General features: G+C 64.3%; 26 protein-coding genes. 20 read left to right on the top strand and 6 right to left on the bottom strand.

What is annotated here, in order from left to right; all coding sequences use genetic code 11:
• Positions 1-78: 78 nt before the first annotated feature.
• The 4 genes from BLV07_RS04585 to BLV07_RS04570 all read left to right on the top strand — a co-directional run bounded on the left by BLV07_RS04585 (position 79) and on the right by BLV07_RS04570 (position 2,838).
• A complete protein-coding gene (locus BLV07_RS04585) occupies positions 79-447 on the top strand; it encodes a YciI family protein (RefSeq protein WP_024337611.1) in 369 nt (122 codons plus the stop codon).
• Positions 444-1,742, top strand: coding sequence for an RNA polymerase sigma factor (locus BLV07_RS04580; protein ID WP_091880479.1), 1,299 nt, complete (start codon positions 444-446; stop codon positions 1,740-1,742). The genes BLV07_RS04585 and BLV07_RS04580 overlap by 4 nt, the downstream gene beginning before the upstream one ends.
• A gap of 112 nt (positions 1,743-1,854) precedes the next feature.
• The gene (locus tag BLV07_RS04575; RefSeq protein WP_091880476.1) at positions 1,855-2,394 is read left to right on the top strand and encodes an SRPBCC family protein; all 540 of its coding nucleotides are present in this window, start codon (positions 1,855-1,857) and stop codon (positions 2,392-2,394) included.
• Between the two features lie 30 nt (positions 2,395-2,424).
• Positions 2,425-2,838, top strand: a complete 414-nt coding sequence (locus BLV07_RS04570; RefSeq protein WP_091880473.1) for a VOC family protein — start codon at positions 2,425-2,427, stop codon at positions 2,836-2,838.
• A 129-nt stretch (positions 2,839-2,967) separates the two neighbouring features.
• Here the strand turns inward: BLV07_RS04570 and BLV07_RS04565 are convergent, their stop codons facing one another.
• The 3 genes from BLV07_RS04565 to BLV07_RS04555 form a co-directional block, all read right to left on the bottom strand.
• Positions 2,968-3,330 carry a hypothetical protein gene (locus BLV07_RS04565; RefSeq protein ID WP_091880470.1) on the bottom strand — a complete coding sequence of 121 codons (363 nt, stop codon included), beginning with the start codon at positions 3,328-3,330 and terminating at the stop codon, positions 2,968-2,970.
• Between the two features lie 503 nt (positions 3,331-3,833).
• Positions 3,834-4,268: a hypothetical protein gene (locus BLV07_RS04560; RefSeq protein WP_091880467.1), complete on the bottom strand. Its 435-nt coding sequence runs from the start codon at positions 4,266-4,268 to the stop codon at positions 3,834-3,836.
• 125 nt (positions 4,269-4,393) lie between these two features.
• Positions 4,394-5,182, bottom strand: a complete 789-nt coding sequence (locus BLV07_RS04555) for an SDR family NAD(P)-dependent oxidoreductase (protein ID WP_091880464.1) — start codon at positions 5,180-5,182, stop codon at positions 4,394-4,396.
• Positions 5,183-5,445: 263 nt separating this feature from the next.
• Between BLV07_RS04555 and BLV07_RS04550 the strand changes: the two genes are divergently transcribed.
• The 5 genes from BLV07_RS04550 (at position 5,446) to BLV07_RS47335 (ending at position 8,323) form a co-directional block, all read left to right on the top strand.
• Positions 5,446-5,850, top strand: coding sequence for a YciI family protein (locus BLV07_RS04550; protein ID WP_091880461.1), 405 nt, complete (start codon positions 5,446-5,448; stop codon positions 5,848-5,850).
• Positions 5,851-5,910: 60 nt separating this feature from the next.
• A complete protein-coding gene (locus BLV07_RS04545; protein ID WP_091880458.1) occupies positions 5,911-6,276 on the top strand; it encodes a YciI family protein in 366 nt (121 codons plus the stop codon).
• 127 nt (positions 6,277-6,403) lie between these two features.
• On the top strand, positions 6,404-7,144 hold the full coding sequence (locus BLV07_RS04540; protein WP_091880455.1) for a TetR/AcrR family transcriptional regulator: 741 nt from the start codon (positions 6,404-6,406) through the stop codon (positions 7,142-7,144).
• A gap of 121 nt (positions 7,145-7,265) precedes the next feature.
• A complete protein-coding gene (locus BLV07_RS04535; protein ID WP_091880452.1) occupies positions 7,266-7,757 on the top strand; it encodes a DUF2852 domain-containing protein in 492 nt (163 codons plus the stop codon).
• A 389-nt stretch (positions 7,758-8,146) separates the two neighbouring features.
• Complete coding sequence (locus tag BLV07_RS47335) at positions 8,147-8,323, top strand: hypothetical protein (RefSeq protein ID WP_164934733.1); 177 nt, start codon at positions 8,147-8,149, stop codon at positions 8,321-8,323.
• A 319-nt stretch (positions 8,324-8,642) separates the two neighbouring features.
• Here BLV07_RS47335 and BLV07_RS04525 read toward each other — a convergent pair whose 3' ends face one another.
• Together BLV07_RS04525 and BLV07_RS04520 are read right to left on the bottom strand one after the other, a co-directional pair.
• Complete coding sequence (locus BLV07_RS04525) at positions 8,643-9,806, bottom strand: acyl-CoA desaturase (RefSeq protein ID WP_091880446.1); 1,164 nt, start codon at positions 9,804-9,806, stop codon at positions 8,643-8,645.
• Between the two features lie 252 nt (positions 9,807-10,058).
• A complete protein-coding gene (locus tag BLV07_RS04520) occupies positions 10,059-10,577 on the bottom strand; it encodes a DUF2231 domain-containing protein (protein WP_091880443.1) in 519 nt (172 codons plus the stop codon).
• 454 nt (positions 10,578-11,031) lie between these two features.
• Here BLV07_RS04520 and tolQ point away from each other — a divergent pair, with 454 nt between their 5' ends.
• The 10 genes from tolQ (at position 11,032) to ftsH (ending at position 23,491) form a co-directional block, all read left to right on the top strand.
• Positions 11,032-11,748, top strand: coding sequence for a protein TolQ (gene tolQ, locus BLV07_RS04515; RefSeq protein ID WP_028180156.1), 717 nt, complete (start codon positions 11,032-11,034; stop codon positions 11,746-11,748).
• A gap of 55 nt (positions 11,749-11,803) precedes the next feature.
• A complete protein-coding gene (gene tolR, locus BLV07_RS04510; protein WP_091880440.1) occupies positions 11,804-12,253 on the top strand; it encodes a protein TolR in 450 nt (149 codons plus the stop codon).
• 3 nt (positions 12,254-12,256) lie between these two features.
• Positions 12,257-13,219, top strand: a complete 963-nt coding sequence (gene tolA, locus BLV07_RS04505; protein WP_091880437.1) for a cell envelope integrity protein TolA — start codon at positions 12,257-12,259, stop codon at positions 13,217-13,219.
• A 41-nt stretch (positions 13,220-13,260) separates the two neighbouring features.
• Positions 13,261-14,607 (top strand): Tol-Pal system beta propeller repeat protein TolB, encoded by a 1,347-nt coding sequence (gene tolB, locus BLV07_RS04500; protein ID WP_176945360.1) that lies wholly within the window; start codon positions 13,261-13,263, stop codon positions 14,605-14,607.
• Between the two features lie 236 nt (positions 14,608-14,843).
• Entirely contained in the window at positions 14,844-17,174 is a 2,331-nt protein-coding gene (locus BLV07_RS04495) for a putative bifunctional diguanylate cyclase/phosphodiesterase (RefSeq protein WP_091880431.1), read from the top strand.
• A 199-nt stretch (positions 17,175-17,373) separates the two neighbouring features.
• A complete protein-coding gene (locus BLV07_RS04490) occupies positions 17,374-18,114 on the top strand; it encodes an N-acyl amino acid synthase FeeM domain-containing protein (RefSeq protein WP_091880428.1) in 741 nt (246 codons plus the stop codon).
• Between the two features lie 258 nt (positions 18,115-18,372).
• Positions 18,373-18,861, top strand: coding sequence for a peptidoglycan-associated lipoprotein Pal (gene pal / locus BLV07_RS04485; protein WP_035704649.1), 489 nt, complete (start codon positions 18,373-18,375; stop codon positions 18,859-18,861).
• 187 nt (positions 18,862-19,048) lie between these two features.
• A complete protein-coding gene (gene ybgF / locus BLV07_RS04480) occupies positions 19,049-20,128 on the top strand; it encodes a tol-pal system protein YbgF (protein WP_176945343.1) in 1,080 nt (359 codons plus the stop codon).
• Between the two features lie 81 nt (positions 20,129-20,209).
• Positions 20,210-21,268, top strand: coding sequence for a tRNA lysidine(34) synthetase TilS (gene tilS, locus BLV07_RS04475; RefSeq protein ID WP_091880425.1), 1,059 nt, complete (start codon positions 20,210-20,212; stop codon positions 21,266-21,268).
• A gap of 300 nt (positions 21,269-21,568) precedes the next feature.
• On the top strand, positions 21,569-23,491 hold the full coding sequence (gene ftsH, locus BLV07_RS04470; RefSeq protein WP_091880422.1) for an ATP-dependent zinc metalloprotease FtsH: 1,923 nt from the start codon (positions 21,569-21,571) through the stop codon (positions 23,489-23,491).
• Positions 23,492-23,845: 354 nt separating this feature from the next.
• Here ftsH and BLV07_RS04465 read toward each other — a convergent pair whose 3' ends face one another.
• Positions 23,846-24,712, bottom strand: a complete 867-nt coding sequence (locus BLV07_RS04465) for an alpha/beta fold hydrolase (RefSeq protein WP_091880419.1) — start codon at positions 24,710-24,712, stop codon at positions 23,846-23,848.
• 530 nt (positions 24,713-25,242) lie between these two features.
• Between BLV07_RS04465 and BLV07_RS04460 the strand changes: the two genes are divergently transcribed.
• The gene (locus BLV07_RS04460) at positions 25,243-26,160 is read left to right on the top strand and encodes an NADP-dependent oxidoreductase (protein WP_091881160.1); all 918 of its coding nucleotides are present in this window, start codon (positions 25,243-25,245) and stop codon (positions 26,158-26,160) included.
• The last annotated feature ends 265 nt before the right edge of the window (positions 26,161-26,425 follow it).

The following is a 26,425-nucleotide window of genomic DNA, read 5'->3' as shown; positions in this document are numbered from 1 at the left end:
CTTGCAAATTTTTTCCGCAGCCCTGTCGGGGCGGGGCATATTGGCGCGTCTTTAGAACAGACGAGGAAAGTGTCGCCCATGCTTTATGCCATTCTTTGCTATCACGATGAGGACTTCGTCGGCTCCTGGAGCAAGGACCAGGACGAGGCCGTGATGAAGAAGCTCGCCGTGGTGCAGGAGAAGCTCACCAAACAGGGCCGGCTCGGGCCGGTGGCGCGGCTGTTGCCGACCACCGCGGCGGCGACGCTGCGCAAGGAAGACCCGCCGCTGGTGCTCGACGGCCCCTATGCGGAGACCAAGGAGCAGCTGCTCGGCTTCTATATCGTCGACTGCAAGAACCTCGACGACGCGCTCGACGTCGCGCGCGAACTAGGAGCCGCTAATCCCGGCGGCGCCTATGAGGTGCGTCCCGTCGGCGTGTTCAGGCCCGGAGGGAATCTGACGTGAGCGAGGCCGATACCGCCTGGATCGAGACTGCGCTGACCTCGGCGCGCCCCCAGGCGGTCGGCGCGCTGCTGCGCTATTTCCGCGATCTCGATACCGCCGAAGAGGCTTTTCAGAACGCCTGCCTGCGCGCACTGAAAACCTGGCCGCAGAACGGGCCGCCGCGCGATCCCGCGGCCTGGCTGATCATGGTCGGCCGCAACGTCGCGATCGACGAGGTCCGCCGCGCCCGCAAGCAGCAGCCGCTGCCCGAGGACGACCAGGCGATCTCCGATCTCGACGATGCCGAAGGCGCGCTTGCCGAGCGGCTCGACGGCTCGCATTACCGCGACGACATTTTGCGGCTGATGTTCATCTGCTGCCATCCGCAACTGCCGGCGACGCAGCAGATCGCGCTGGCGCTGCGCATCGTCTCCGGCCTCACGGTGAAGCAGATCGCGCGCGCCTTTCTGGTCTCGGAAGCCGCGATGGAGCAGCGCATCACCCGCGCCAAGGCGAAGGTCGCTGAGGCCGGAGTACCCTTCGAAGCGCCCGGCGCTGTCGAGCGTTCCGAGCGGCTCGCCGGCGTCGCGGCGATGATCTACCTGATCTTCAACGAAGGCTATTCGGCGAGTGGCGATACCGCGGAGCTTCGCAAGCCGCTGTGCGAGGAGGCGATCCGGCTGGCGCGGCTGCTGCTGCGGCTGTTCCAGAGCGAGCCGGAGATCATGGGCCTGACGGCGCTGATCCTGTTGCAACATGCGCGCAGCGCCGCGCGCTTTGCCGCGGACGGGTCGCTGATCCTGCTGGAGGACCAGGACCGTTCGCTGTGGAACGGCACCATGATCGCGGAGGGCCTCGCCCTGATCGACAAGGCGATGCGCCATCGCCGCAGCGGGCCCTATCAGATCCAGGCCGCGATCGCCGCGCTCCATGCGCGCGCATCGACGCCGGAGGAGACCGACTGGACGCAGATCGACTTGCTCTACGGCGCGCTCGAACTGGTGCAGCCCTCGCCGGTGGTGACGCTCAACCGCGCGGTCGCGGTCTCCAAGGTGCGCGGACCGCAGGCCGCACTCGAGCTGATCGAGCCGCTGGCGCCGAAGCTTGCCAACTACTTCCATTTCTACGGCGTGCGCGGCGCCTTCCTGATGCAGCTCGGCCGCAACGACGAGGCCCGCATCGCCTTCGACCGCGCCATCGCGCTCGCCAACACCTCCGCGGAAGCCGCCCACATCCGCATGCATCTCGATCGCCTGATCCGGGACAGCCAGCCGAAGCCGAAGGAAAGCGCTAAGGAAAGCGCTAAGGCGAAGTGACGCGCTCCGGGCCCCGGAATGACAGGTGAGAGAACTCACGAAAAATTTCGTTTCGGTCTTGTCGGCCGGGGTCTCCCTCGTTCGTCCTACGCACGTATCCCGGGAGCCATCCATGCTGAAAGCCATTGCCGTCATCGCCATCGTTCTCGTGGCCGGAATTGCGGCCGTGCTCGTCTTTGCCCTGACGAAACCCGACACATTCCGCGTCGAGCGCAGTCTCGCCGTGAAAGCGCCGGCCGATGCGATCTATCCGGTGGTGGCCGATTTCCGCCGCTGGACCGCCTGGTCACCCTATGAGGGCCGCGATCCCGCCATGCAGCGGACCTTCGGAGGAACCGCGGAAGGCAAGGGCGCGACCTATGCCTGGGACGGGAACAACAATGTCGGCGCCGGCCACATGGAGATCCTCGAGGCCAACGCGCCCTCGAGGCTCTGCATCAATCTCGATTTCGAGCGCCCGTTCGAAGGCCATAACAGCGCCGAGTTCACCTTTGTGCCGCAAGGCGATGCCACACTGGTCACATGGGCGATGTCCGGTCCGGCCCCGTTCCTGTCCAAGGTGATGCAGGTGTTCATCAACATGGACAACATGATCGGCAAGGATTTCGAGGCCGGACTCGCCAGCCTGAAGAAGCTCACCGAGAAGCAATAGGCCTTACTACCAACGAAAAGGAGAGAAGCGATGCTCAATCCCTATCTGTTCTATCAGGACACCTGCGAAGCGGCATTCAACCATTACGCCAAGGTTCTCGGCGGCAAGATTGATGCAATGATGCGTGCATCGGATGCGCCGCCGGAGGTGCCCGCCGCACCCGGTCGCGAGAAGATGATCATGCATGCGCGGATGTCGCTGCCCGACGGCAGCGTATTGATGGGCTCCGATGCGCCGCCCGAGCATTTTCACAAGCCGCAGGGCTTCTCGATCTCGATCACGGTCAAGGATCCCGCGGATGGCGAGCGCAAGTTCAACGCGCTCGCCGACGGCGGCAGCGTCACCATGCCCTTCAGCAAGACGTTCTGGGCCAAGGGCTTTGGCATGTGCGTCGACAAGTTCGGCATTCCCTGGATGGTGAACTGCCCGGCGGAAGGAATGTGACGGGCGCGACCGCCCACATGATCGATTGAAATGTGATCCCCTCTCTCCAAACCCGCGGGAGAGGGGACACATAATGACTCGTACGGAGCGTAGAGTCGTTCCGTCACGCGCCGATCGGCCGCTTGCCTCTCACCGGGTTGATCCGGTCACGTCCCCGTCCGGCGGCGCCGGTTGCACGCAACGAGGGCAGATCACGAGCTTGGTGCCGAGCTGCTTGTCGTTTTCCGCTTCGATCTCGTCATGGATCGCCCACCACGCGTCGGAGTACGGCCGCAGGGTGCCGAGCACTCGTTCCCGCTCCTGATTGGGATCACTTGCCGCGGGCGCGGGGGTCGTTGCGCGCCGCTTCGTGACATGAGGGCGGTTCGGGCCTTTGTTGGGGTCTTGGCCGAGGCCATCCCATGCGATCGGACGACGCTCCTGCGCCGGTGCGACTGCACATCCAAGCAGCGTTGTGCAGAAAGTGAGCAAGATCAAGCCAAGTCGCATCATGCCGGGACCCAAAGTTCGGCGCGCGATGGGCAAGATCCGCGTGGGGAAACTTGCATCGCGTCGGTCAAATGGAACTTAAGGCAAACCAGTTGGCCGGCATGGCCGAGCAATGAACTCACGATTCGCATCACTCTGCGCAAGCAGTGCGGCCGCTTCGTGAAACGATGCAGACTGCATCGCACAACAATTGACGCAATATTGGGCTGTAATCTGAACGTCAGAATCGGTATTTGTAATTCATAAAATCTACAAACTGGGGTGGACGTCACTTGGAAGGGGAGCGACCGATGGCGACGGCGCTACAGATCAATTTTGCTCTTTGGGGGATGCTCATTTGCGCCAGCATGAAGCTGGTGCCGGTGATCCAGACTCTCTTTTGAAGCCAGCCAGCGCGTGATGGCGAATAACCCCCGTGCGCACATAGCGTGCGAGCACAGGGAACCCGCCGTATGGCCTCGAACCAGCCAAGCCAAAGGCCATTAGAGCGGCGGCTGCCAAGTTCGTCAGCGGCAGCGCGGATAGATCGCGGCGAGATCTCGCCCCTTCAGCAAGAGCAACCGCGAGGTGAGGCCGCCACGGCGGCTGATCCAGTCGCGCACCGGGCCAGGATAGGCGGCAAGCACCGCGACCGATGCTTCCGGCTCGGCATAGAAGCGCCCGCGCCCGTCGACCGAGCGCGCGGCATGGAAGCCGAGCACCGCACGTTTGGTGACACAGATGCGCTCGCCTGGCACGATGCTCAAGACCAGCGTGCAGGCTGACAGACAAGGACCGTCGATCACCACGTGCTCGCCGCTCTCGCGCACCTTCTCGAACAGGTCGAGAAACGGCCCGACCGCTCCGCCCGGCGACTGGATGATGCGGATTTCGGCGGCCGCGGGCGCAGAGGCGAGCAGCGCTGTCGCGAGCATCAAGGTTTTGAAGGTGACGCGTCGCATGGCACTCTCCGAACTCTCGACATCGTAATGTGGGCAAAGCGAAAGCGTGCCCACCTATGGCGCAAATCGGGGGAGGTGAGTGGGCACGGCGCTTTCGCGCCTTTGCCACCCTACAAATTCCGCGCCTACCCGTTGCGCCGCTGGCCGCGCAGCGTCGGCAGGCCGATACCCGCCGCATCGAAGCCGCCATCAACGGCCAAAATTTGGCCGGTGATGTAGCTCGCATTTGCCGAGCACAGGAAGTAGATCGCTTCCGCGAGTTCCTCTTCCAGGCCGTAACGGTTGAGCGGAATGGCGTCGTGATAGTCGGCGCGGATCTCCTTGCTGTGAACCTGCTTCGCCATCGCAGTGTCGACAGGCCCCGGCGCGACCGCGTTGACGCGGATATTGAGCGAGGCGAGCTCGACCGCGAGCTGCTTGGTGAGGTGCGCCAGCCCCGCCTTGCTGGTGCCGTAGGCCGAGCGCAGCGTTGAGGCGCGCACCGCCGAGATCGAGGTGATGTTGACGATGGCGCCGCCATTGCCGTCGCGCATCAAGGGCACCGCAGCCTTGGTGCAGAGGAACGGGCCAGTGAGGTTGACCTCGAGCACGCGGCGCCAGTCAGCCTCCGACGTCTCCATCAGCGGCGCGAACACGGCAATGCCGGCATTGTTGACCAGCGCATCCAGCCGGCCGAACCGCCGTTCGACCGCGGTCATCGCCGCGCCGACCGCCGCCTTGTCCGAGACGTCGCAGGTCAGCGCCAGCGTCGCCTCGCTTTGGCCGATCTCGGCGACCGCGCGGCCGAGCAACTCGCCCTCGATGTCGAGCAGCGCCACGCGCCAACCCTCGGCGAGGAACTTCTTCGCGGTCGCAAGCCCGATGCCGCGCGCGGCTCCGGTGACGAGGGCGACTTTTTGCGGGGCTTGCGGCATTGGCTGATCTGTCCTGTGTCCGGGAGAGGGGCGCGTGAGCGCGGGCTCCTTTTACTTCGCTTTCGTTCCGGCAAGAAAGGCCTCAGGCCGAACCGATCGATCCCGATCCGGCCCGAATGCGCCTGCCGCAGCCGCACTGGCGCGGCCTCCAAATATTTTCTGCGCCGCTGTCGGGGCGGCGAGGGGTCGTTCGTCTTACAGGAGAATGGGGCCGGCTGGACTTCGTCGCGCCCCGGAATGACCAGGAGCAACAAGGAACCACCATGCGATTCATGATGCTCATGATCCCGCTCGGTTACGAGAGCGCGCCGCCGGATGTGCAGCTCGATCCAGAACGCGTTGCCGCGATGATGCGCTACAACGAGGCGCTGAAGGATGCCGGTGTGCTGATCACGCTCGACGGCCTGCATCCGCCCTCGATGGGCACGCGTGTCTCGTTTGCGACCGGCGTGCCTGTCGTGACCGACGGGCCCTTTGCTCAGGCCAAGCAGGTCCTCGGTGGTTACTGGATGATCGAGGTCGCCTCGCGCGCCGAGGCGATCGCCTGGGCGAAGAAGTGCCCGGCTTCGCCCAACGAAATCATCGAGATCCGGCAGGTGCAGGAGATGGGCGACTTTCCGCCGGAGGTGCAGGCAGCGGCCGCCGGATTCGATGACCTGAAGAAGTAGCCACGGCGGGTCGCGACGAAATTGCGACTGACGTTCAATCGATCAACAAGGAGAAAACCGATGAGCACCGAACACAAATTCCTCGCCGTCTATCTCGGCAGCATGAACGGCTCGAAAATGGCGGCCTGGCGCGCGCTGCCCGAGGCCGAACGGAAAGCAAAGGAACAGCAGGGCATGGCCGCCTGGCACGGCTGGGTCGAGAAGCACAAGGCCGTCATCGTCGAGATCGGCGGCCCGCTCGGCAAGACCCGCAGGATCGACGGAAGCGGCGTTACAGAGATCAGCAATGCGCTGACCGGCTTCACGGTGGTGCGGGCCGCCTCGCAAGAGGAAGCTGCCAAGCTGTTCGAGAACCATCCGCATTTTGCGATCTTCCCGGGCGAGGCGATCGAAGTCATGCCCGTGCTGCCGATTCCGCAGATGTAGCTTCGGGCGAACTCGTTTCCGGCTCGATGTCGACGCATCGGGCCGGCAGGACCGTGAAAGCACGGGGTTAATCACGCCGCATCGCCGCTAGTGACCTTCACGCCCGGCTCATGTAAAAGTCGTTCACATGAGCTGGCGCAAGGAGCAACGCCGCGCCGAGCGCGGCTATCACCACGGCAATCTGAAAGAAGCCCTGTTGCAGGCCGCTCTAGGCCTGATCGCCGAGAAGGGCGCGGCCGGCTTCACCTTTGCCGATGCCGCGCGCATGGCCGGGGTCAGCGCGGCGGCGCCCTACCGGCATTTCCGCGACCGCGACGAGCTGTTGTCCTCGATCGCCCAGCGCGGCTTCGAGCAGTTCGAGGCACGCCTGGCCGCGGCCTGGGACGACGGGCGTCCTGATACGGTCACCGCGTTCGAGCGCGTCGGCAAGACCTATCTCGCCTTCGCCCGCGAGGAGCCCGCTTTCTATAATGCAATGTTCGAATCGGGCGTGCCGGTCGATGCCAATCCGGCGCTTCAGGCCGCGAGCGAACGTGCCTTCAACATCATTCGCGCCGCGGCCGAACGGCTTGCGGCGCTAACGCCGCCTGGCACGCCGCGGCCGCCGGCGATGATGATGGCGCTGCACATCTGGTCGATGGCGCATGGCGTGGCTTCCTTGTTTTCCCGCGGCGATGCCGCACGGCGAAAACTGCCGATGTCGCCGGACGAACTGCTCGAAGCCGAGGTGCTGATTTATCTGCGTGGCCTCGGCTTCCCGACCGACCGCCGTCCGCCAGCGAAGAGCGCCGAGCCGCCGCCGGTGCCACCGGAGGCGTCCTCCGGTTCTGGGGTGCCGCCCGGCGGCCCATGGGGCAAGCCGAAATAAAGTTGCGCAAATAATTCCGCGGGCCTGTCTTGTGGTCGGCTTGACAAAATCGCGGGATGGTCTAGCTATGTAAATGTTATTTACATTCACAACGGCGCTGATGCCGTGATGGAGATGGGAAATGGCCTACACCGCTGATGTCAATCGATGGCGCGGCCCCTCGGACCAATACCAACAGTACCAACGTCCTCACATGCTCGAGACGCCTTGGCATCCCGGCTGGATCGCCGTGACCATTCTCGGCTTCATCATCTGGTGGCCGATCGGACTTGCCCTTCTCTTTTTCACACTCGGGAGCAGAAGAATGTCGTGCTGGAGCCACCAGGATCGCTGGCAGAACAAGATGGAGAGGATGCAGTACAAGATGGACCGCATGCGCGATCGCATGGAGCGCCGTGGCTTCGGCTTTGGCTTCGGCCCGCCGTCATCCGGCAACCGCGCCTTCGACGAATATCGCGCCGAGACGCTGCAGCGGCTCGAGGAAGAGCAGCGCGAGTTCAAGGATTTCCTGAGCCGGCTGCGTCACGCCAAGGACAAGGAAGAGTTCGACCAGTTCATGGCGCAGCACAAGACGCGTCCGACCCCGCCGCCCAACGACCAGCAGCAGGGCTGATCCTGATGACACCTCTCAAAGCCTTCAGGCGCATGCCCCCAAAGTCCTGATGGCCCGAGCCGCCCGCCTGCGCAACCCGCAGGCGGGCGGTTTGGTTTTTGGTACCTTCCTCGTCCGCCGGACCTGCGAGGGATTGTCATGCCCGGGCTTGTCCGTGGCATCCACGTTCTTGCACCGCGGGGCAAGGCGTGAACGGCCGGGACTCGGCTCCGCCAAGGCTGCGCCGGGCCCACAAATGTGGTCGGCCGCCGAAACTTCAGCGAAGGCGCCAAGCCCGGTCATGATGTTGCGAAAATGTCAGCGCCGGTCCTCGAACGGTGCGTCTATCGACACTAGGATGTGTGCGTGCCGCTTCGCCGATGGGCGCAGGTTATTCCAGGACGAAGTTCATGGACCGCCACACCCGATTGCTGCTCGGCATCACCGCGTTCGCGGTGTTGGGCTATATCGGCCTCGTCTACGGCGGCTGCGCGCTTGATCCGGATTGCCATTTTGGCCGGTGTCCGGGCCAGCGCTCGTTCTGCGGTGTGGTCTACGGGCATGTGCAGGACCAGAAGGTGCCGTAGAACCCGGGCCGTGGGAGGCGCGACAAGTCCTGGTCCTGACAACGCGTTTTCCGCATGGGCAGGTAGCGCGGCGAGTATCGCTATGCCGACTTTGGAACCGCTCGTTTTTCGCAGACCCGCGATTGCGCCGGAAGCGCCACGATCAACGACCCCGCTTTCGGTGTGGTGACCATCAATTGCTTAGGAACCCAGAGCACCACAAACTCCGTACGGTTGCAGAGCCACATGGCGACGTTCGGCATCGCTTACAGGTTCAACTGAGAGCGTCAAGACATCTCCGCTGCGCGGATGCAACGCGCGCGGCGGTCAGCCGCGACGTTCAGGTCGTGGCCGCGAGCTGTGCGCGCACCGACGCCAGGAAGTGTTCGTAGGCGTGGTCCACGATCTCGTTGAGCGATCGTGTTCGCGCGAACATCGCCTTGGCCTCGGCGAGAAACTCGTCCCGGGTCGGTATCTTCGGCAGATGCAGATGCGTCAGCGCATCGACGCCTTCATGCGCGCGATTGAGGATGTCGTGCAGCGTCGGCAGTTGCAGCTGGGCGAGGTCGGCCCGGCGCCGCGCCGAGGAGATCGCGTGCGCGAGCGTCTGCGCATCGAACCGTCCGGCAAGCTCGCGGGCCGCCCGATTGATGACCCGTGCGCCGAGCGGCTGTTCGTTGCGCAGCACCTGTTCGGGCGGCGCCTTGATGTTCCAGACGACGCCGATCCACGACAAGACCTTCAGGACGTAATAGGTCACATCGATCTCCCACCAGCGGAAGCCTTGTCGCACGCTGCTCTGGTAGGCGTGGTGATTGTTGTGCCAGCCCTCACCCAGCGTGAACAGCGCCAGCAGCCAGTTGTTGCGGGAATCATCGCCGGTCACGTATCGCTTGCGTCCATGCACATGGGCGAGGGAATTGATGCAGAAGGTCGCGTGATAGAGCAGCACCGTGCTCCAGAGGAAGCCAACCACCAGGCCCGACCAGCCCGCCGCCAGGAAGCAGAGCGTTGCAAGCGCGAAAGCCGGCAGCAGCTCCAGCCGATGCAGCCACATCAGCTCCGGATAGGCGGCGAGATCGCCGACCTTCACGAGATCGGTCGTGTCGTGTTGCCGCGAAAAAATCCAGCCGAGATGGCTGTAGAGGAAGCCGCGGTGACGCGGCGAATGCACGTCGGTCTCGGTATCGGAATGCAGGTGATGGTGCCGATGCTTGGCCGCCCACCACAAAACGCTCTTCTGCGCGCTGCTCTGCGCGAGGCAGGCCAGGATGAACTGAAACACCCGGCTGGTTGCAAACGCCCGATGTGAGAAGTAGCGGTGGTAGCCGGCTCCGATCGCAAACATCCGTACGCAATAGAGTGAGACGCAGATCGCGACGGCCTGCCAATCGATGCCTGACCAGATCGCCGCAATGCAGCCGAGGTGGACCAGGAGAAACGGCAGGGCGGAGGGATACATGATGTCGTCGTGCTGGTCGTCGGCGGCGGTATTGGGCGACATGTTTTCGGAAGGACCTTGAACCAAGAGGATGCGGGATTCGCTCCGGCGGAGCTGAAGTCGGCCGCCTGCGAAAAACCCCGCTGATGGCGTGCCACCGCGGGGTCGTGAACGAGATGCTTTGCCAGGAGATTCCGGCCAAAGCAGTCGGCCGAAGCTCGATAACTGAGCATATGGTCCTGAATGCCTGCTATGCAAGCACGTAGTCCCACGGAAAGCGGCGCTGCGGCGCTGACCGCTTGATGCGCGCCTCGCTCAGGCGGCCCGCCGGTCGCTCTCGCCGCCATGAGGCGGCATGACCGGCTCCGAGCTGGTCTGGCCTGGCGCGTCCAGCACCGCGACGTGATGCCGGTGCACCATCTCCCAGCCCTTCCATCCCGTGAACAGGAGGATGCCGACGACGATGAGCGACAGCACCACGCCCCACGGCTTGACCGCAGCTTCAGTGCCTTGCGCGTAGCGGAGATAGAAGTTGACCAGCGCCAGCACGACCGCCGCGAGATTGCCGACCATGTGATACCAGGCATCCTCGAGGCTGCGGATTCGGGGCTCGCTCAAGAAGTCGGTAAAGCCGGCTACGGCGGCAACGAGCGCCATGACGATGCCGGCGCCGATCAGCCAGATCGCGGCGCGGGCCCAGAAGGCATCGCCGGTTCCGATGAAGGCCAAGTCGGCGATCGGCGCGCCGACCAGGAAGGCGACGGGGAACGGAATCAGCATGGGGTGCAGGGGGTGATCGCCGATCGCGGCAGTCGTTTTGGGGTTGATGCTCATGGCAAAACCTCGCCAAAGATGAATTTCCGGGACAACTTTTCCGGGCGAGGGCTGGTTCCTGCAGGCGCGAGGGCGCTCCTCATGCTGTCTGCAGGGAGGAGGGGAACTCTGGTGTCCCGGACGCAGCGGACCCTGTCCGCCCATCCCCCTGCGCTGCCTGCCTTTCCCGCAGCCAAATTCGTTCCCGGTAACCCCGCATTAACCAACGCCGGGCTCTGGTAATTGCGGACAGTCGCGCCCGAAGCCGTGTCGAGGCCCATAGTTTTGACATCTTGGCGGGGAATGCAGGCGGCCGGCTTTGGAGAGCCTTTGGACGAGCCCTGCACCCCAAAAAACCAAGGCTTTGAGCGGGCTTGCCGGCCGCGCCGGTTCTAGCGCGGCTGTTAGAGGACACCGGCCGCCATTTGCTGGCCGAAGGACATTAGGTAACGATCGCCTTGAGAGGATACTGCTTATGAATCCGGCCGACGTGGCTCAGTCAGCCCTTCCGGTTGCTGCCTCCGCCGACGTGTCGCTGATTGCGCTGTTCTGGCAGGCTCACTGGATCGTGAAGGCGGTGATGCTGGGACTTCTGTCCTGCTCGGTCTGGGTCTGGGCGATCGCCATCGACAAGATCTTTCTTTACGCGCGCACACGGCGCTCGATGGATCGTTTCGAGCAGGCGTTCTGGTCCGGCGAGTCGATCGAGGAGCTCTATCGCACGCTTTCGGCCAAGCCGACCCATTCGATGGCGGCCTGCTTCGTGGCGGCGATGCGCGAATGGAAGCGTTCCTTCGAGAGCCATGCCCGCTCGGTCGCGGGCTTGCAGATGCGCATCGACAAGGTGATGAACGTCTCGATCGCGCGCGAGGTCGAGCGGCTGGAACGCCGGCTCCTGGTGCTCGCGACCGTCGGCTCCGCCGGCCCCTTCGTCGGCCTGTTCGGCACGGTCTGGGGCATCATGTCGAGCTTCCAGTCGATCGCGGCGTCGAAAAACACCTCTCTGGCGGTGGTGGCCCCCGGTATCGCGGAGGCGCTGTTTGCGACCGCCGTCGGTCTCATCGCCGCCATTCCTGCCACTATTTTCTACAATAAGTTCACCTCCGAGGTGAATCGGCAGGCCCAGCGGCTCGAAGGCTTCGCCGATGAATTTTCCGCCATCCTGTCACGTCAGATCGACGAGCGGGGCTGACGGAGGGCATGTATGACGGCATGTATAGTGTGAAGGGCAATTTGGGCATCAGACTATGGGCATGAACGTCGCGAGTTCGTCCGGAGGCGGCGGGCGCCGCAGCCGGCGCAAGCCGGTCATGGCCGAGATCAACGTCACCCCCATGGTCGACGTGATGCTGGTGCTGCTCATCATCTTCATGGTGTCGGCGCCGCTGCTCACCGTCGGCGTGCCGCTCGATCTGCCGCAGACCCAGGCCAAGAGCCTCGAGCAGAACGACCAGAAACCGATCCAGATGTCGGTCGATATCAAGGGCAAGGTGTTCATCAACGACGCCGAGATCGCGATCAACGAGATGGTGCCGAAGCTCAAGGCGATCACGGACGCCCGCGGCGGGCTCGAGGAACGCATTTATCTCCGCGCCGACAAGAAGGCCGATTACGGAACGGTCGCCAGGGTGATGGGCCTGTTGTCCGGTGCGGGCTTCAAGAAGCTGGCCCTCGTCACGGAAGCGGAGCAGGGGTAAGCCGTGAAGGTGAAGGTCGACAAGACACTCGTTGCGTCGATTGCTCTCCACGTCCTCGTGCTGGGATGGGGGCTCGTCACCTTTAGCAGCAAGGCTTACATCGCGCCGGAAGAGTCGCTTCCGATCGACATCATCTCCACCGATCAACTCGCGAAGATGATGGCGGGGCAGAAGACCGGCGAGAAGGACAAGCCGAAGCCGAAGGTCGAGAAGATCGCGGAGCCGAAGCCCGAGGAAGACGCCGTCGGTAAGGTCACCGAGAAGAAAGAGCTGATCAAGACCAACTCGACGCCCGAGCCGCCGCCAAAACCCGTCGAGAAGCCGGTCGAGAAGAAGCCCGAGCCGCCGCCCAAGCCTGTCGCCGAAGCAAAGCCGAAGGAAGAGCCGAAGCCGCAGGAAAAGAAGCCTGATCCGGCCAAAGAAGATCCGATCGCCGAGCTCCAGAAGAAGCTGGAGACGAAGAAGCCGCCGCCGAAGCCCGTCGAGCAGAAGGTCGCGGCGGTGCAGCCTCAGCAGCAGCCGAAGCCGAAGGAGCGCACCTTCGACCCGGCGCAGATCCAGCGTGATCTCGACAAGCGCGCCGCCACCCGGCACGAGCTCGCCGGCTCGGCGCTGAATGCGTCGGCGTCGCTGGGATCGGCGACCGGGACTGCCGCCAACAACGTCGCGACCTGGCGCGGTGCATTCCAGGGCGCGGTCAAGCGCTGCTTCACTCCGACCTATAACGGGCAAGACGCCGACCAGTATGAAGCCGACATCGACATTCCCATGAAGATCGACGGATCGCTGGCGGCCGAGCCGATCGTCGTCGCGGTGCGAGGACCGTCGCGGTCGATCGCCCAGGCGGTGGCGGAGAGCGCCAAGCGCGCCATCGTGCAGTGCCAGGTCTATTCGTTCATGCCGAAGCAGCAGTACGAGAGCTGGAAGCTCATTCCGATGACTTTCGGTCTGAAAGATATGTTGTGACATCCGAACAAAAGAATTTTGCGATGAATGATGCTCGTTCGATGAACCGCCGCCGTTTCATGACCGCCACCGGATCGGCACTCGCGATGCTCGGGGGTGGACACGCTTTCGCCCAGGGGCAGCCGCGGCTTCGCATCGATCCTACTGAATTCCAGCCGGTCCCGATCGCGATCACCAATTTCCTGCCGGGCTCGCCGTCCGATGGCGACGTCGGCAACGGCGTCACGCAGGTCATCACCAACAATCTGAAGCGCTCGGGCCTGTTCGCGCCGATCGACCAGGCCGCCTTCATCGAGCGCATCAGCAACATCGACGTCGCGCCGCAATTCCAGAACTGGAAGACCATCAACGCGCAGGCCCTCGTCACCGGTCGCATGACGCGGCAGCCGGACGGCAGGCTCAAGGCCGAATTCCGCCTCTGGGACGTGGTCTCCGGCCAGCAGCTCGCCGGCCAGCAATATTTCACCTCGCCGGAATATTGGCGGCGCATCGCCCATATCATCTCCGACCAGATCTACGAGCGGATGACCGGCGAGAAGGGCTATTTCGACAGCCGCGTGGTGTTCGTGGACGAGAGCGGGCCGAAGGAGCGCCGCGTCAAGCGGCTCGCGATGATGGACCAGGACGGCGCCAATGTGCGCTATCTGACCCGCGGCTCCGACCTCGTGCTGACGCCGCGCTTCTCGCCGAACTCGCAAGAGATCACCTATATGGAGTTCGGCCAGGGCGATCCGAAGGTCTATCTGTTCAACATCGAGACCGGCCAGCGCGAGATCGTCGGCAACTTCCCGGGCATGACCTTTGCGCCGCGGTTCTCGCCGGACGGCCAGCGCGTCATCATGAGCTTGCAGCAGGGCGGCAATTCCAACCTGTTCGTGATGGATCTGCGCTCGCGCTCGACCACGCGCCTCACCGACACGCCGGCGATCGACACTTCTCCTTCTTATTCTCCAGATGGCGCCCGCATCTGCTTCGAATCCGATCGCGGCGGCAGGTCGCAGATTTACGTGATGGCCGCAGGCGGTGGGCAGGCGCAGCGCATCTCGTTCTCCAAGGACGACACCAACGCCACCTATTCGACCCCGGTCTGGTCGCCGCGCGGCGACTACATCGCCTTCACCAGGCAGGGCGGCGGGCAGTTCTCGATCGGCGTCATGAAGCCGGATGGCAGCGGCGAGCGGCTGCTCACCTCCGGCTTCCACAACGAGGGTCCGACCTTCTCGCCGAACGGCCGCGTGCTGATGTTCTTCCGCGATCCCGGCGGCAATGCCGGACCGTCGCTGTACACCGTCGACATCTCCGGTCGCAACGAGCTGAAGGTGCCGACGCCCGGCTTCGCCTCCGATCCGGCATGGTCGCCGCTACTGTCCTCGACGGCAGGTCAATAGATCGCGCCTCCGGACGCGCGATGTTATCGAAAAAGCGTGCAGTTTTTTTCGGGTTCGGTGAGGAAAGCAAGTTTTCCTTCACCTTGCGCTCGGCAAGACTTGCCTAGGTGCTTGAAATATCAGCGGAAACTAGTTCGCTATTGCCGAAAAACAACTCGACTTTAACGATGTTCCCTCAGAAAGGCTTCATCTGGGCTGGGTAAGACTACGCGCCAAACAGGACGCGTAGCAACTCAATGCAGCTGGCCGACCAGAAGCAGAGCGATCGAGACGAGCTGGAGCCGATACTCTACGCCGCTCTCATCAACTCTATGGTGCAGAATTTCTGGGCTATCTTCCTCGGCTCGGCCTCCGCGGCCGTGGCCGCGGTCATGACTGCGCTGAAGACCGGCGACGTGTTGCTGTGGCCGATCGCGTTTCTGATCATTGCCATCGGCACCGGGCGCGCGTTTCAGATGCGGCCCTACGAAAACCGCGTGCCGGGCCTGACGTTCCAGCAGGCCAAGCATCTGGAGCCGCGCTATTGGTTCGGCGCGCTCGTCTACGCCGCGGTCATCGGCGTGTGGTGCTTCGTCGTGATCTTCAACAACGACGACGCGGTCGCGAACATGCTCTGCGTCGCCGTCACGGTCGGCTACACCGCCGGCGGCGCCGCCCGCAATTACGGCCAGCCCAGGGTCGTGCAGTGGCACGTCGCGCTCGCCTGCGGTCCGATGTCGCTCGCCTTGCTGCTGCACGGCGGATTCTACTATATCGGGCTCGCGATCCTGCTCGTGCTGTTCTTCATCGCGCTGAAGAACATCAACCTCAGCCTGCACGCGATCTTCGTTAAGGCGCTGACCTCGAGCTTCCGCGAATCCGCGTTGGCCAGCCAGTTCGACACCGCGCTCAACAACATGCCGCACGGCTTGTGCATGTTTCGCGCCGATCGGCGCCTCGCCGTGATGAACCACCGCTTCAGCGAGCTCATGGCGCTGCCCGAGGACCTCGTCAAGCGCGGCGCCACGGCCGCCGACATCGCCTCGGCCTGCGTCGCTGCCGGGTCGATCTCGCCGGAGAGCGGCAATCAGATCCTGTCCGAGATCGAGAAGGCGCGAATCTGCGAGATCGTCACCGCCGATCCGGATCAGGCGCGCGGCCGCACGCTGGCCTGGACGTTCCAGCCGATGACCGGTGGCGGCACGGTATTGCTGCTGGAAGACATCACCGAACGCACCAGCGCCGAAGCCCGCATCAGCCATCTCGCCCGCTACGACGAACTTACGGCGCTGCCCAACCGCGTCAGCTTCCGCGACGAGATCGAGCGACTGCTGGCGCATTCGCGTCATTCCGAACGGCTCTCGGCGCTGCTGTTCGTCGACCTCGATCAATTCAAGCAGGTTAACGACACGCTCGGCCATCCCTGCGGCGACCAGCTGCTGTGTGCGGTCGCCAACCGCCTGCGCGAGATGTTGCGGCCGGAGGATTTCGTCGCCCGCTTCGGCGGCGACGAATTCGTCGTGTTCCAGCAGAACATCTCCTCGCCCGAAGACGCAGCTGGTCTCGCCCGCCGCATCGTCGAGCGGCTGAGCGAGCGCTATCGCATCGACAATCATCTGGTCGAGATCGGCGCCAGCGTCGGCATCGCGCTGACCTCGCCCGATGGCACCAGCGCCGATACGCTGCTCAAGAACGCCGACATGGCGCTGTACCGCGCCAAAGCCGACGGCCGCGGCACCTTCTGCTTCTTCCGCGACGAGATGGCGGCGACTGTCGAGGCCCGCCGTATCCTCGAGCTCGACCTGCGCAAAGCGCTCGCCAACGAGGAGTTCGAGCTGTTCTATCAGCCGCTGGTCAATCTGAAGTCCGGCAAGATCACCACCTGCGAAGCGCTGCTGCGTTGGAATCATCCGGTGCGCGGCACCGTCTCGCCGGTCGACATCATCCCGGTCGCCGAGGACATGGGCCTGATCGTCGATCTCGGCCGCTGGATCCTGCGCCGCGCCTGTATGGAATGCATGAAGTGGCCGGAGGGCGTCAGCGTCGCCGTCAACTTCTCGCCGCAGCAATTCCACCAGCGCGACGTGCTGAGCGAAATCCGCTACGCGCTCGAAGTCTCGGGGCTTCCGGCCCATCGCCTGGAGATCGAGATCACGGAATCCTCGCTGCTGCGCAACACCCAGCTCACGCACGACATCCTGTCGCAACTGCATGCGCTCGGCGTGCGCATCTCGCTCGACGATTTTGGCACCGGCTATTCCAGCCTCAGCTATCTGCACAATTTCCCGATGCAGAAGGTGAAGATCGACCGCTCCTTCCTCGAAGGCATCGATACCGACCGGCCGCTGACGCTGCTGCGCGGCGTCGCGCGGCTGTCCGCCGACCTCGGCATGGCCGTCGTGGTCGAGGGCATCGAGACCAACGAGCAGCTCGAGCTGATCAGCGCCGACGGCACCGTCTCCGAGGGGCAGGGCTATCTGTTCAGCCGTCCGGTGCCCGCAGTGCGGATGCGCCAGCTCCTCAACGCCTCGCATGGACGCCGGGGTGACAGCGCGCTCCAGGTCGCCTTCTCGCGCTCTTTCGCTTAAGACCGCCTCTCAAAAAACTTCCTGTCGTTTCAGTCTGTTGCCGCCACCGTAGTGCTACGGCGGTTAACCCTAACCGTTCGATTGCTTTGCATAGATGTTAAGAAGCTGTTAATAATTCATCACGCGCGTGGAAGTTGTTCTGGAGAAATCCTCCAGGCTTGCGCGCGTTTGCAGTGAGCGGTGTGGGTAAGGAGTTGGGATGCAGTCCTCGGCCAAAGCGGTCATTTCGGCTGTTGGGCGAGGGGCAGAACTCCTCACCGACCTCGACTATCATCTCGCAGAGACGGCAGACGAGAAGGAGGAGATCTACAATCTCCGCTACCGCGCCTATCGGCGCGAAGGCGCCGTCAAGGAATCGGCGGACGCGCGGGTCACCGACCGCTACGACGAGCTGCCGAACGCGTGGACCTTCGGCGTCTATCTCAACGGCGAGCTCTGCAGCTCCGTGCGCATCAGCGTGCTGAACTCGGAATGGCGCGAGTCCACCTCGGCCGATGTCTTCCCCGAGATCCTGCTGCCGCGGCTCGACCGCGGCGAGGTCATGATCGACCCGACCCGCTTCGTCGCCGATCCCGACCAGGTCAAACGTGTCCCGGAATTGCCCTATCTGACGACGCGGCTCGCCTACATGGCCTGCGAGCATTTTAATGCCGATCTAGGCCTTGCGATCGTGCGCCCCGAGCATCAGGCCTTCTACCGCCGGGTGTTCCTGCACCAGACCATCGCCGAGCCCCGGCTGGTTCCTGGTCTCACCAAGCCGTTCGGGCTGATGGCGGCGGACTTCCCGACCTTCCGCAAGAAGGTGTTCGAGCGCTATCCGATCATGCGGTCGACCGCCTTCGAGCGGCGGATGCTGTTCGGGCGCGGTGGTCAGCGCCAGGCGCCGCAACGGTCCGTTCCGCAGCGGCCGGTGTTCGTGGCGGACGCCGTTCACGCCTGATTCCGAAGCGGCGTCTCGGGCCGCCATACGCCTTTCGGCCTAGAATCCCGGCAAAAAACAGTGCTTCTGCTAGCTGGCGCGGCTTGCCTTCACCCTCGCGCCACATTTACAACCCATTAACCATCATGGGTGCTTTTCGCTGGTTGGGGGCATTTGATCGGCTGAGGCAAGGTTCCGTCAAGGTTGACGGAACGTTCGCTTAACCAACCCCCTGTAGACCGGACAGCAGTGGACTAACGCGAGCGTGGAGGCTCCGGAATGAAACATCCTATGCGTATCCTCCAGGGATTGAAGCTGGTCGCGGTGCTTGCCGTCGCGCTGTCGATGGGCGCCTGCGCCAACAAGAATGCTGCGACGGATGCGATGGCCAACGCGGCGACGCCGGGCAGCCAGCAGGACTTCGTCGTCAACGTGGGTGACCGCGTGTTCTTCGAAAGCGACCAGACCGATCTGACCCCTCAGGCGATCGTGACCCTGGAGAAGCAGGCGCAATGGCTCCAGACCTATCCGCGCTACAGCTTCACCATCGAAGGTCATGCCGACGAGCGTGGCACCCGCGAATACAACATCGCGCTCGGCGCCCGCCGCGCCCAGTCGGTGCGTTCGTTCCTCGCCTCGCGCGGCATCGATCCGAACCGCATGCGCACGATCTCCTACGGCAAGGAGCGGCCGGTCGCGGTCTGTAACGATATCTCCTGCTGGTCGCAGAACCGGCGCGCCGTCACCGTCCTGAACGCGAGCTCCTGACGTTCAGTCAGGCGCCGTTCAGCTTCAGAACTGGATGATGCCGGCGCCCTCTCGGGCGCCGGTTTCGTTTCAGCATTCTGTGACAGAAACCCCTTGGTACCAGTCACATTTTTGGCGTACTCCACTTCAATGTGTGGCGCGTCGAATGTTCCGTCGCAGGCCATTTCGCTTTTGTCGTCAGGGCAAGATGTCATCCAGATTTAAGGTCTTTACCGGCACCGCGGCGATCGCCGCGCTGCTCTCTTTGTGCTCGCCCGCACTTGCGCAGTCGATCTTGGCGCAGTCGGATGATGCCGATCCCGAGATGCGGATCGAGCGGCTGGAGAACCAGCTGCGCCAGCTCACCGGCCAGAACGAAGAGCTGCAATATCGCAACCGCCAGCTCGAGGAGCGGCTGCGGGCGCTCGAAGGCGGCGCGCAGGCCGCGCCCGGACAGGCGCCCAACGTCGCGGCGATGCCGCCCGCCCAGATCGCACCAAGCCAGGTCGCGCCGGGCTATCGCCAGCAGCAGCCGCAGCAGCAGGCCGTGCAGCCGAATTACGAGCAGCCGCAGATCGCCGCTCCCGCGCCGATCGTTCAGGAGCAACCGGCGCCCGGCGCACCCGGCACGCGCCGCCGCGGCGATGCCTTCGATCCGAACCAGAACCCGAACGCGCCCGGTGCGCCGCGCGCGCTCGGCGGCGGTCAGCAGCCGATGCCGGCAGGAGCTCCCAGTGGTGCCCCTGGCGGCCGCGGTGCCGGCGAACCGCTCGATCTCGCCAACACCAGCCCCCGCTATCAGCAACAGGCCGCTCCCCCGGCGGCGCAGCCCGGCTATCCGCCGGCCCAATCCGGCCGTCCCGCGCCATCAGGCGGCGCTGGCCTGACGACGCTGCCGCCATCGGCAACGCCGCGCGACGAGTTCGACCTCGGCATCGGCTACATGCAGCGCAAGGACTATGCGCTCGCCGAGCAGACCATGAAGAATTTTGCGCAGAAATACCCGAGCGATCCTCTGCTCGGCGACGCGCAATACTGGCTCGGCGAGAGCTACTTCCAGCGCCAGCAATATCGCGATTCCGCGGAAGCGTTCCTCGCCGTCACCACCAAATACGAGAAATCGGCCAAGGCGCCGGATGCGCTGCTGCGGCTCGGCCAGTCGCTCGCCGCGCTGAAGGAGAAGGAGGCCGCCTGCGCCGCCTTCGGCGAGGTCGGCCGCAAATATCCGCGCGCCTCCGCCGGCGTCAAAGCCGCGGTCGATCGCGAGCAGAAGCGGGTGAAGTGCTGACGCGCGGCGTCTAAGGCCCTGACAATGCGGATGGTGCTGCGCTAAACATCGCAATCATCCGCTGACGATTGCTGGGCCGTCATGTCAGACGACGACAATTCTCCGATCTCGGCGCGCGAGGCGAGGCGGCTGTTCGCGGGCCTGAAAGCTGCGCCGGCGCTGGTGCTCGCGGTCTCCGGCGGGCCGGACTCAGTCGCGCTGATGTGGCTCGTGGCCCGCTGGCGGCGCAGTCTTGTGCGCGGCCCGCAACTCACCGTCGTCACCGTCGATCACGGCCTGCGTCCGGAAGCGGCCCGCGAGGCGCGCGAGGTCAAGCGTCTGGCAACCGAACTCGGACTGCCGCACAGGACCCTGCGCTGGCGTGGCGCAAAGCCGAAGACGGGACTGCCTGCGGCGGCGCGCGAGGCCCGTTACCTGCTGCTGGCACAGGCCGCGCGGGCCGTGGGCGCCAGCCATGTGCTGACGGCCCACACCCGCGACGACCAGGCCGAGACCCTGCTGATGCGGATGCTCCGTGGCAGCGGACTTGCCGGGCTGTCGGCGATGGCCAGTGTCAGCGAGCGCGATGGCATCGTGCTGGCGCGTCCGCTGCTCGACGTTCCGAAGGCGCAGCTGATCGCGACCTTGAAGCGGGCGAAGGTCGGCTTTGCCGACGACCCCACCAACCGCGACACCGCCTTCACCCGGCCGCGGCTGCGCGCGCTGCTGCCACAGCTCGCGGCCGAAGGCGGCGATGCCCGCACGCTCGTGCGGCTCGCGGCAAGGCTGGCGCGCGCCAATGCGGCCGTCGAAGTGCTCGCCGACGGCGCCGAGCGCTTCCTCCGCTTGCGGGATCGCGACTTTGCGCCGCAGGCGGGCATTCGAAGCTTCGAGGCATCGGCGTTTGCCATCCTGCCCGAGGAGGTCCGGCTGCGGCTGCTGCTGCGGGCCATCGCCGCGCTCGGGCACGAGGGGCCGGCGGAACTCGGCAAGGTCGAAACCCTGATGTCCGCGCTTGATCGGGCCATCGCCGCAGGTCCCCGTGCAGCCGCAAATGGCCGGCCGGTCCTGAAGCAGACCCTTGCGGGAGCCTTGATCAGCCTCGTCGGCGGGCGTATCCACATCGCGCCGGCGCCGGCGCGGCGGCGCAAGGGTCCGTGAAGGGTGCATGAAGCGCGCATGAGGGCTGCATGAGGTCGGATCATGACACCGGCCGCTTCGGCTCGGCGCCGTCAGGCGACCTTAACCAGGCGGGAAAAACCCGGGCTAGGACGCCATTATTTCAGCGGGAATCGCGCTAAGATGGGATAAATAGTCCCATCTCGTTCCCTTGGCAGCGACCGGGGCGGCACCTAAATTGTATGCGTCTAACCGAGAGGATTCCTTGGGATTTCCTCGCATTGACCAAAGTAACTCCCCAAGGATCAGGGCCGCGATCCGCGCGACCACGAAGGAAGATCGATGAACGCCAATCTGCGCAATTTCGCCCTCTGGGTCATCATTGTCTTGCTGCTATTGGCATTGTTCACGCTCTTCCAGAATCCAGGTCAGCGCGCGTCCTCGCAGGACATCGCCTTCTCCCAGCTGCTGAGCGAGGTTGACCGCGGCAATGTCCGCGACGTCGTGATCCAGGGTCCCGACATCCACGGCACCTTCACCAACGGCTCGAGCTTCCAGACCTATGCGCCGAACGACCCGACGCTGGTGAAGCGGCTCTATGACAGCAAGGTGCAGATCACCGCGAAGCCGCCCGGCGACAACGTGCCGTGGTTCGTCTCGCTGCTGGTCTCCTGGCTGCCCTTCATCGCGCTGATCGGCGTGTGGATCTTCCTGTCGCGACAGATGCAGGGCGGCGCCGGCAAGGCGATGGGCTTTGGCAAGTCGCGCGCGAAGATGCTGACCGAAGCGCATGGTCGCGTCACCTTCGAGGACGTCGCCGGCGTCGACGAGGCCAAGCAGGATCTCCAGGAGATCGTCGAATTCCTGCGCGACCCCGGCAAATTCCAGCGCCTGGGCGGCCGCATTCCGCGCGGCGTGCTGCTGGTCGGTCCTCCCGGCACCGGCAAGACCCTAATCGCGCGTGCGGTCGCGGGCGAGGCCAACGTGCCGTTCTTCACCATTTCCGGTTCCGACTTCGTCGAGATGTTCGTCGGCGTCGGCGCGAGCCGTGTCCGCGACATGTTTGAGCAGGCCAAGAAGAACGCGCCCTGCATCATCTTCATCGACGAAATTGACGCCGTCGGTCGCCACCGCGGCGCCGGTCTCGGCGGCGGCAATGACGAGCGCGAGCAGACGCTGAACCAGTTGCTGGTCGAGATGGACGGCTTCGAGGCCAACGAGGGCGTGATCCTCATTGCGGCGACCAACCGTCCCGACGTGCTCGATCCCGCGCTGCTGCGTCCGGGCCGCTTCGACCGCCAGGTCGTGGTGCCGAATCCTGACGTCGTCGGCCGCGAGCAGATCCTCAAGGTGCATGTTCGTAAAGTTCCGCTGGCGCCGGATATCAACCTCAAGACCATCGCGCGCGGCACCCCGGGCTTCTCCGGCGCCGACCTGATGAACCTCGTCAACGAAGCCGCTTTGACCGCCGCCCGCCGCAACAAGCGGATGGTGACGCAGGCCGAGTTCGAGGAGGCCAAGGACAAGGTGATGATGGGCGCCGAGCGCAAGTCGCTCGTCATGACCGAGGAAGAGAAGCTGCTGACGGCCTATCACGAGGGCGGCCACGCCATCGTCGGCCTCAACGTGCCCGCGACCGATCCGATCCACAAGGCGACCATCATCCCGCGCGGCCGTGCGCTCGGCATGGTCATGCAGCTGCCGGAGCGCGACAAGCTGTCGATGTCGCTGGAGCAGATGACCTCGCGCCTCGCCATCATGATGGGTGGCCGCGTCGCCGAAGAGCTGATCTTCGGCCGCGAGAAGGTGACCTCGGGTGCCGCCTCCGACATCGAGCAGGCCACGCGCCTTGCCCGCATGATGGTGACGCGCTGGGGCCTGTCGGAAGAGCTCGGCACCGTCTCGTACGGCGAGAACCAGGACGAGGTCTTCCTCGGCATGTCGGTGTCGCGGACACAGAACGCCTCCGAGGCGACGGTCCAGAAGATCGATTCCGAGATCAAGCGCCTGGTCGAGGAAGGCTACAAGGAAGCAACCCGCATCCTCACCGAGAAGCATGCCGACCTCGAGACGCTCGCCAAGGGCCTGCTCGAGTTCGAGACGCTGACCGGCGAGGAGATCGTCGACCTGCTCAAGGGCAAGAAGCCGAACCGCGAGTCCGTGCTGGAGCCGGCCACGCCGCGCGCCTCCGCCGTGCCCCCGGCCGGCAAGTCGCGCCCGCGGCCCGATCCGGATCCCGGCCTGGAGCCGCAGCCGCAGGCGTGAGCTCCGAGCTGCAGATCGAATCGAAAAACGCGGCGGCAACGCCGCGTTTTTTTGTGCGCGGTGATTTGCGACGCGGGCAATGTGGTGACCCGTCATTGCGAGCCAACGGGTCCGCGCGAAGCGCGGCCCGATGACAGGCTCCGCGAAGCAATCCAGACTGTCACAGCCGAGGGATTCTGGATTGCTTCGTCGCAAGGGCTCCTCGCAATGACAGTGTTGAGAGAGCCGCGCTCGCAATGACGTGGCACCAGCTTCGGTAGGGTGGGCAAAGGCGCGCTCGCGCCGTGCCGACCATCTCTCGGAACGCACGGTCGACATGATGGGCACGCTACGCTTTGCCCACCCTACGGCTCTTCATTTCGGCGATGCGCGCGGGCCTCCGCCACGTTCCAGGAAATGCAGCACATCATCGTTGAACTGCTCGGGATCCTGCAAGAACGAGAAGTGACTGACCTCCGGCTGGATTAGCAGGCCGGCGCCGGGAATGTTCGCCGCCATGAACTCGGTATTCTCGCGCTTGATCGCCTCGTCATGATCGCCGTCCACGATCCAGGTCGGGGCCTTGATCGAAGCGAGATCCGAAGCCGTCCATTTCGGCTGGCTCTCCCACATTTTGGTGATGTCGGCGACGAAGCTCTTGTACTCCGTCGGTGTCGGCGAGAGGCGCTTGTATTCTTCGCCGGCCCTGGCGATGTAGGCGTTGAACACGTCGCTCGAAGCGATATCCGCAACGCCTGACGGATCCGAGTTCGCCGCGAACGCGAACAGCTTGCTCACCCGCTCCGTATGCTTCATGGCGATATCGAGGCCGATGATCGCGCCGTCGCTCCAGCCGACGATCGCCGCCTTCCTGATCTTGAGATGGTCAAGCAGCCCGACCACGTCCGAGGCCATTACATCATATCCATAGGGCTCCTGATTGCGGCTGCTGCGCCCATGGCCGCGGCTCTCCATGACGATGACCTGATAGTGCCGCTGCAGCGCGCGGACCTGGTGGCCCCAGTAGTTCGCATTGGCAAGACCGCCATGCAGCAACACGACGGGCTGACCGCGGCCGAACACCGCGTACCAGATCTTGACCCCGTTGATGGGCGCGAGACCGCTGTGGGCCGCTTTGGGCAGTGTCGGCGTCGGCGGCAGGCTCAGCCATTGCGGCGCCGCATGCGCTGCGCCGATCGAGACCATGACGAGAAGCGCGGTGACGAGATGGCGAAACTTCATGATGCGTCTTCCTGTTCGACCAATGGATATTACCGCATGATCAGGCGGGCGCGTGGGGTCGCAACATCGTGATCTCCATTGGCCGGACAGATGATGTCGATGCCATGACGCGACGTCCGTGTTCAAACGGGGCGCGCGCTCGGCCTGGCCTGTGTCATCGCCACGTCTGACATCGCGAGCAGCCCACTGACGATTAACTTTGGCGTCATGCGCTCGCCAAGCAACAACACGCTCGACATCAAGGCAAACACCGGAAGCAGCAGGCCGAAAGGTCCATTGCGCTTGGTACAGCCAGAATCCGCAATCTTGGTACTGTTTTATGACCATGCGCAACGCATCTATTCGCTGGCACCGGCGACTGGAGCGATCCAGATCCATCAGGCTGAGTGGGAGCCCCAGTCAATGCAGACAGTTCAGATCGCAGACACGGAGACAGGAGTTCCGCACTGCCTGGCGTTTTGTCGATGGCCGGCACATCCACGCCCCGTGCAACACACTAAAAGAGACAAATGACCGAGGAGATAATTCCCATGAAGGCTATCGTTGTAACGGACCGAACCGCGGGAACGGCCGCGATGAAGCTGGTGGAGCGGCCCGGGCCGCGGGCAGCGATAAACGATGTCGTCGTTCAGGTTCATGCGTCGGGATTTGTCCCGACTGAGCTGGCGTGGCCCTCGACCTGGACCGATCGCCTCGATCATGACCGAACACCGTCGATCCCTGGGCACGAGCTGGCCGGAGTGGTCGCCGCTCTCGGATATGGCACGACGGGGCTGTCGGTGGGACAGCGGGTGTTCGGCCTCGCGGATTGGTATCGCGACGGCACGCTGGCCGAGTATGTGGCGATCGAGGCTCGCAACCTCGCGCCGCTGCCGGGCGACGTCGACTTCACGGTGGGCGCGAGCCTGCCGATCTCGGGCCTGACCGCATGGCAAGGGCTGTTCCAGCACGGCCGCCTTCACGCGGGGCAGAGCGTTCTCGCACACGGCGCGGCCGGCGCAGTCGGGTCGATGGTGACGCAACTCGCACGAGAGGCCGGCGCCTACGTCATCGGCACCGGACGTGCCGCTGACCGTCAGACGGTGCTCGACTTCGGCGCGAAGGAGTTCGTCGATCTCGACAACGACGCCCTGGAAGAGGTCGGCGAAGTCGATCTGGTATTTGATGTTATCGGCGGTGATATCCAGAAGCGGTCTGCAGGACTGATTCGAGCTGGAGGAATACTGGTGACTGTCGTCGGGCCAGCCGAGGCGCGGCCCTCCGACGGCGTGGCGGTTGACTTCGTCGTCGAGCCCGATCGTGCGCAACTGAGTGAGATCGTCCAGCGGGTACGGGATGGACGATTGCGGACGAACATCGGCAACATCTCGACGCTCGATGATGCCGTCGCCGCCTTAAATCCGACCGAGCGACGCAAGGGCAATACGATCATCCGCGTTCGTCCCTGAGCGATGCATGCCCATTGATGCATGCAGCCGGCCCGGCGCTGTCCGGGTCGGCCGGACGTTAAGAAAATGTCCGAAGCAGGTCACAAGCGGCAGTCGAAGCGAACGAGCCCTGCGCCCGGTTTACCGCCGATAGCCGACATCACAATAGGCCCCATCGTTGTTTGGCTAAGGGCCCAGGCCGTGTGAAAATCCGGCAACTTGGGGAGCTCCGGCGCATTGCGGCCGCCGAGCTTCTAATTCGGTGGAATCGACCTCCTGTCATCTC

The organism is Bradyrhizobium sp. Rc2d (genome assembly GCF_900099855.1).
GTDB lineage: Bacteria > Pseudomonadota > Alphaproteobacteria > Rhizobiales > Xanthobacteraceae > Bradyrhizobium.
The sequence above is the reverse complement of the archived record's forward strand: the minus strand, read 5'-3'. Positions and strand labels throughout refer to the sequence as shown.

Excerpts from the sequence above, each read along its gene's own strand:
- tolR (WP_091880440.1), top strand. The coding sequence starts at position 11,804 with ATGGGCATGAACGTCGCGAGTTCGTCCGGAGGCGGCGGGCGCCGCAGC.
- BLV07_RS04565 (WP_091880470.1), bottom strand. The coding sequence starts at position 3,330 with ATGATGCGACTTGGCTTGATCTTGCTCACTTTCTGCACAACGCTGCTT.
- BLV07_RS04545 (WP_091880458.1), top strand. The coding sequence starts at position 5,911 with ATGAGCACCGAACACAAATTCCTCGCCGTCTATCTCGGCAGCATGAAC.
- BLV07_RS04535 (WP_091880452.1), top strand. The coding sequence starts at position 7,266 with ATGGCCTACACCGCTGATGTCAATCGATGGCGCGGCCCCTCGGACCAA.
- BLV07_RS04575 (WP_091880476.1), top strand. The coding sequence starts at position 1,855 with ATGCTGAAAGCCATTGCCGTCATCGCCATCGTTCTCGTGGCCGGAATT.
- BLV07_RS04490 (WP_091880428.1), top strand. The coding sequence starts at position 17,374 with ATGCAGTCCTCGGCCAAAGCGGTCATTTCGGCTGTTGGGCGAGGGGCA.
- ftsH (WP_091880422.1), top strand. The coding sequence starts at position 21,569 with ATGAACGCCAATCTGCGCAATTTCGCCCTCTGGGTCATCATTGTCTTG.
- tolQ (WP_028180156.1), top strand. The coding sequence starts at position 11,032 with ATGAATCCGGCCGACGTGGCTCAGTCAGCCCTTCCGGTTGCTGCCTCC.
- tilS (WP_091880425.1), top strand. The coding sequence starts at position 20,210 with ATGTCAGACGACGACAATTCTCCGATCTCGGCGCGCGAGGCGAGGCGG.
- BLV07_RS04585 (WP_024337611.1), top strand. The coding sequence starts at position 79 with ATGCTTTATGCCATTCTTTGCTATCACGATGAGGACTTCGTCGGCTCC.
- BLV07_RS04555 (WP_091880464.1), bottom strand. The coding sequence starts at position 5,182 with ATGCCGCAAGCCCCGCAAAAAGTCGCCCTCGTCACCGGAGCCGCGCGC.
- BLV07_RS04520 (WP_091880443.1), bottom strand. The coding sequence starts at position 10,577 with ATGAGCATCAACCCCAAAACGACTGCCGCGATCGGCGATCACCCCCTG.
- BLV07_RS04560 (WP_091880467.1), bottom strand. The coding sequence starts at position 4,268 with ATGCGACGCGTCACCTTCAAAACCTTGATGCTCGCGACAGCGCTGCTC.
- BLV07_RS04460 (WP_091881160.1), top strand. The coding sequence starts at position 25,243 with ATGAAGGCTATCGTTGTAACGGACCGAACCGCGGGAACGGCCGCGATG.
- tolB (WP_176945360.1), top strand. The coding sequence starts at position 13,261 with ATGAACCGCCGCCGTTTCATGACCGCCACCGGATCGGCACTCGCGATG.
- BLV07_RS04570 (WP_091880473.1), top strand. The coding sequence starts at position 2,425 with ATGCTCAATCCCTATCTGTTCTATCAGGACACCTGCGAAGCGGCATTC.
- BLV07_RS04550 (WP_091880461.1), top strand. The coding sequence starts at position 5,446 with ATGCGATTCATGATGCTCATGATCCCGCTCGGTTACGAGAGCGCGCCG.
- BLV07_RS47335 (WP_164934733.1), top strand. The coding sequence starts at position 8,147 with ATGGACCGCCACACCCGATTGCTGCTCGGCATCACCGCGTTCGCGGTG.
- BLV07_RS04465 (WP_091880419.1), bottom strand. The coding sequence starts at position 24,712 with ATGAAGTTTCGCCATCTCGTCACCGCGCTTCTCGTCATGGTCTCGATC.
- BLV07_RS04495 (WP_091880431.1), top strand. The coding sequence starts at position 14,844 with ATGCAGCTGGCCGACCAGAAGCAGAGCGATCGAGACGAGCTGGAGCCG.
- pal (WP_035704649.1), top strand. The coding sequence starts at position 18,373 with ATGAAACATCCTATGCGTATCCTCCAGGGATTGAAGCTGGTCGCGGTG.
- BLV07_RS04525 (WP_091880446.1), bottom strand. The coding sequence starts at position 9,806 with ATGTCGCCCAATACCGCCGCCGACGACCAGCACGACGACATCATGTAT.
- BLV07_RS04540 (WP_091880455.1), top strand. The coding sequence starts at position 6,404 with ATGAGCTGGCGCAAGGAGCAACGCCGCGCCGAGCGCGGCTATCACCAC.
- ybgF (WP_176945343.1), top strand. The coding sequence starts at position 19,049 with ATGTCATCCAGATTTAAGGTCTTTACCGGCACCGCGGCGATCGCCGCG.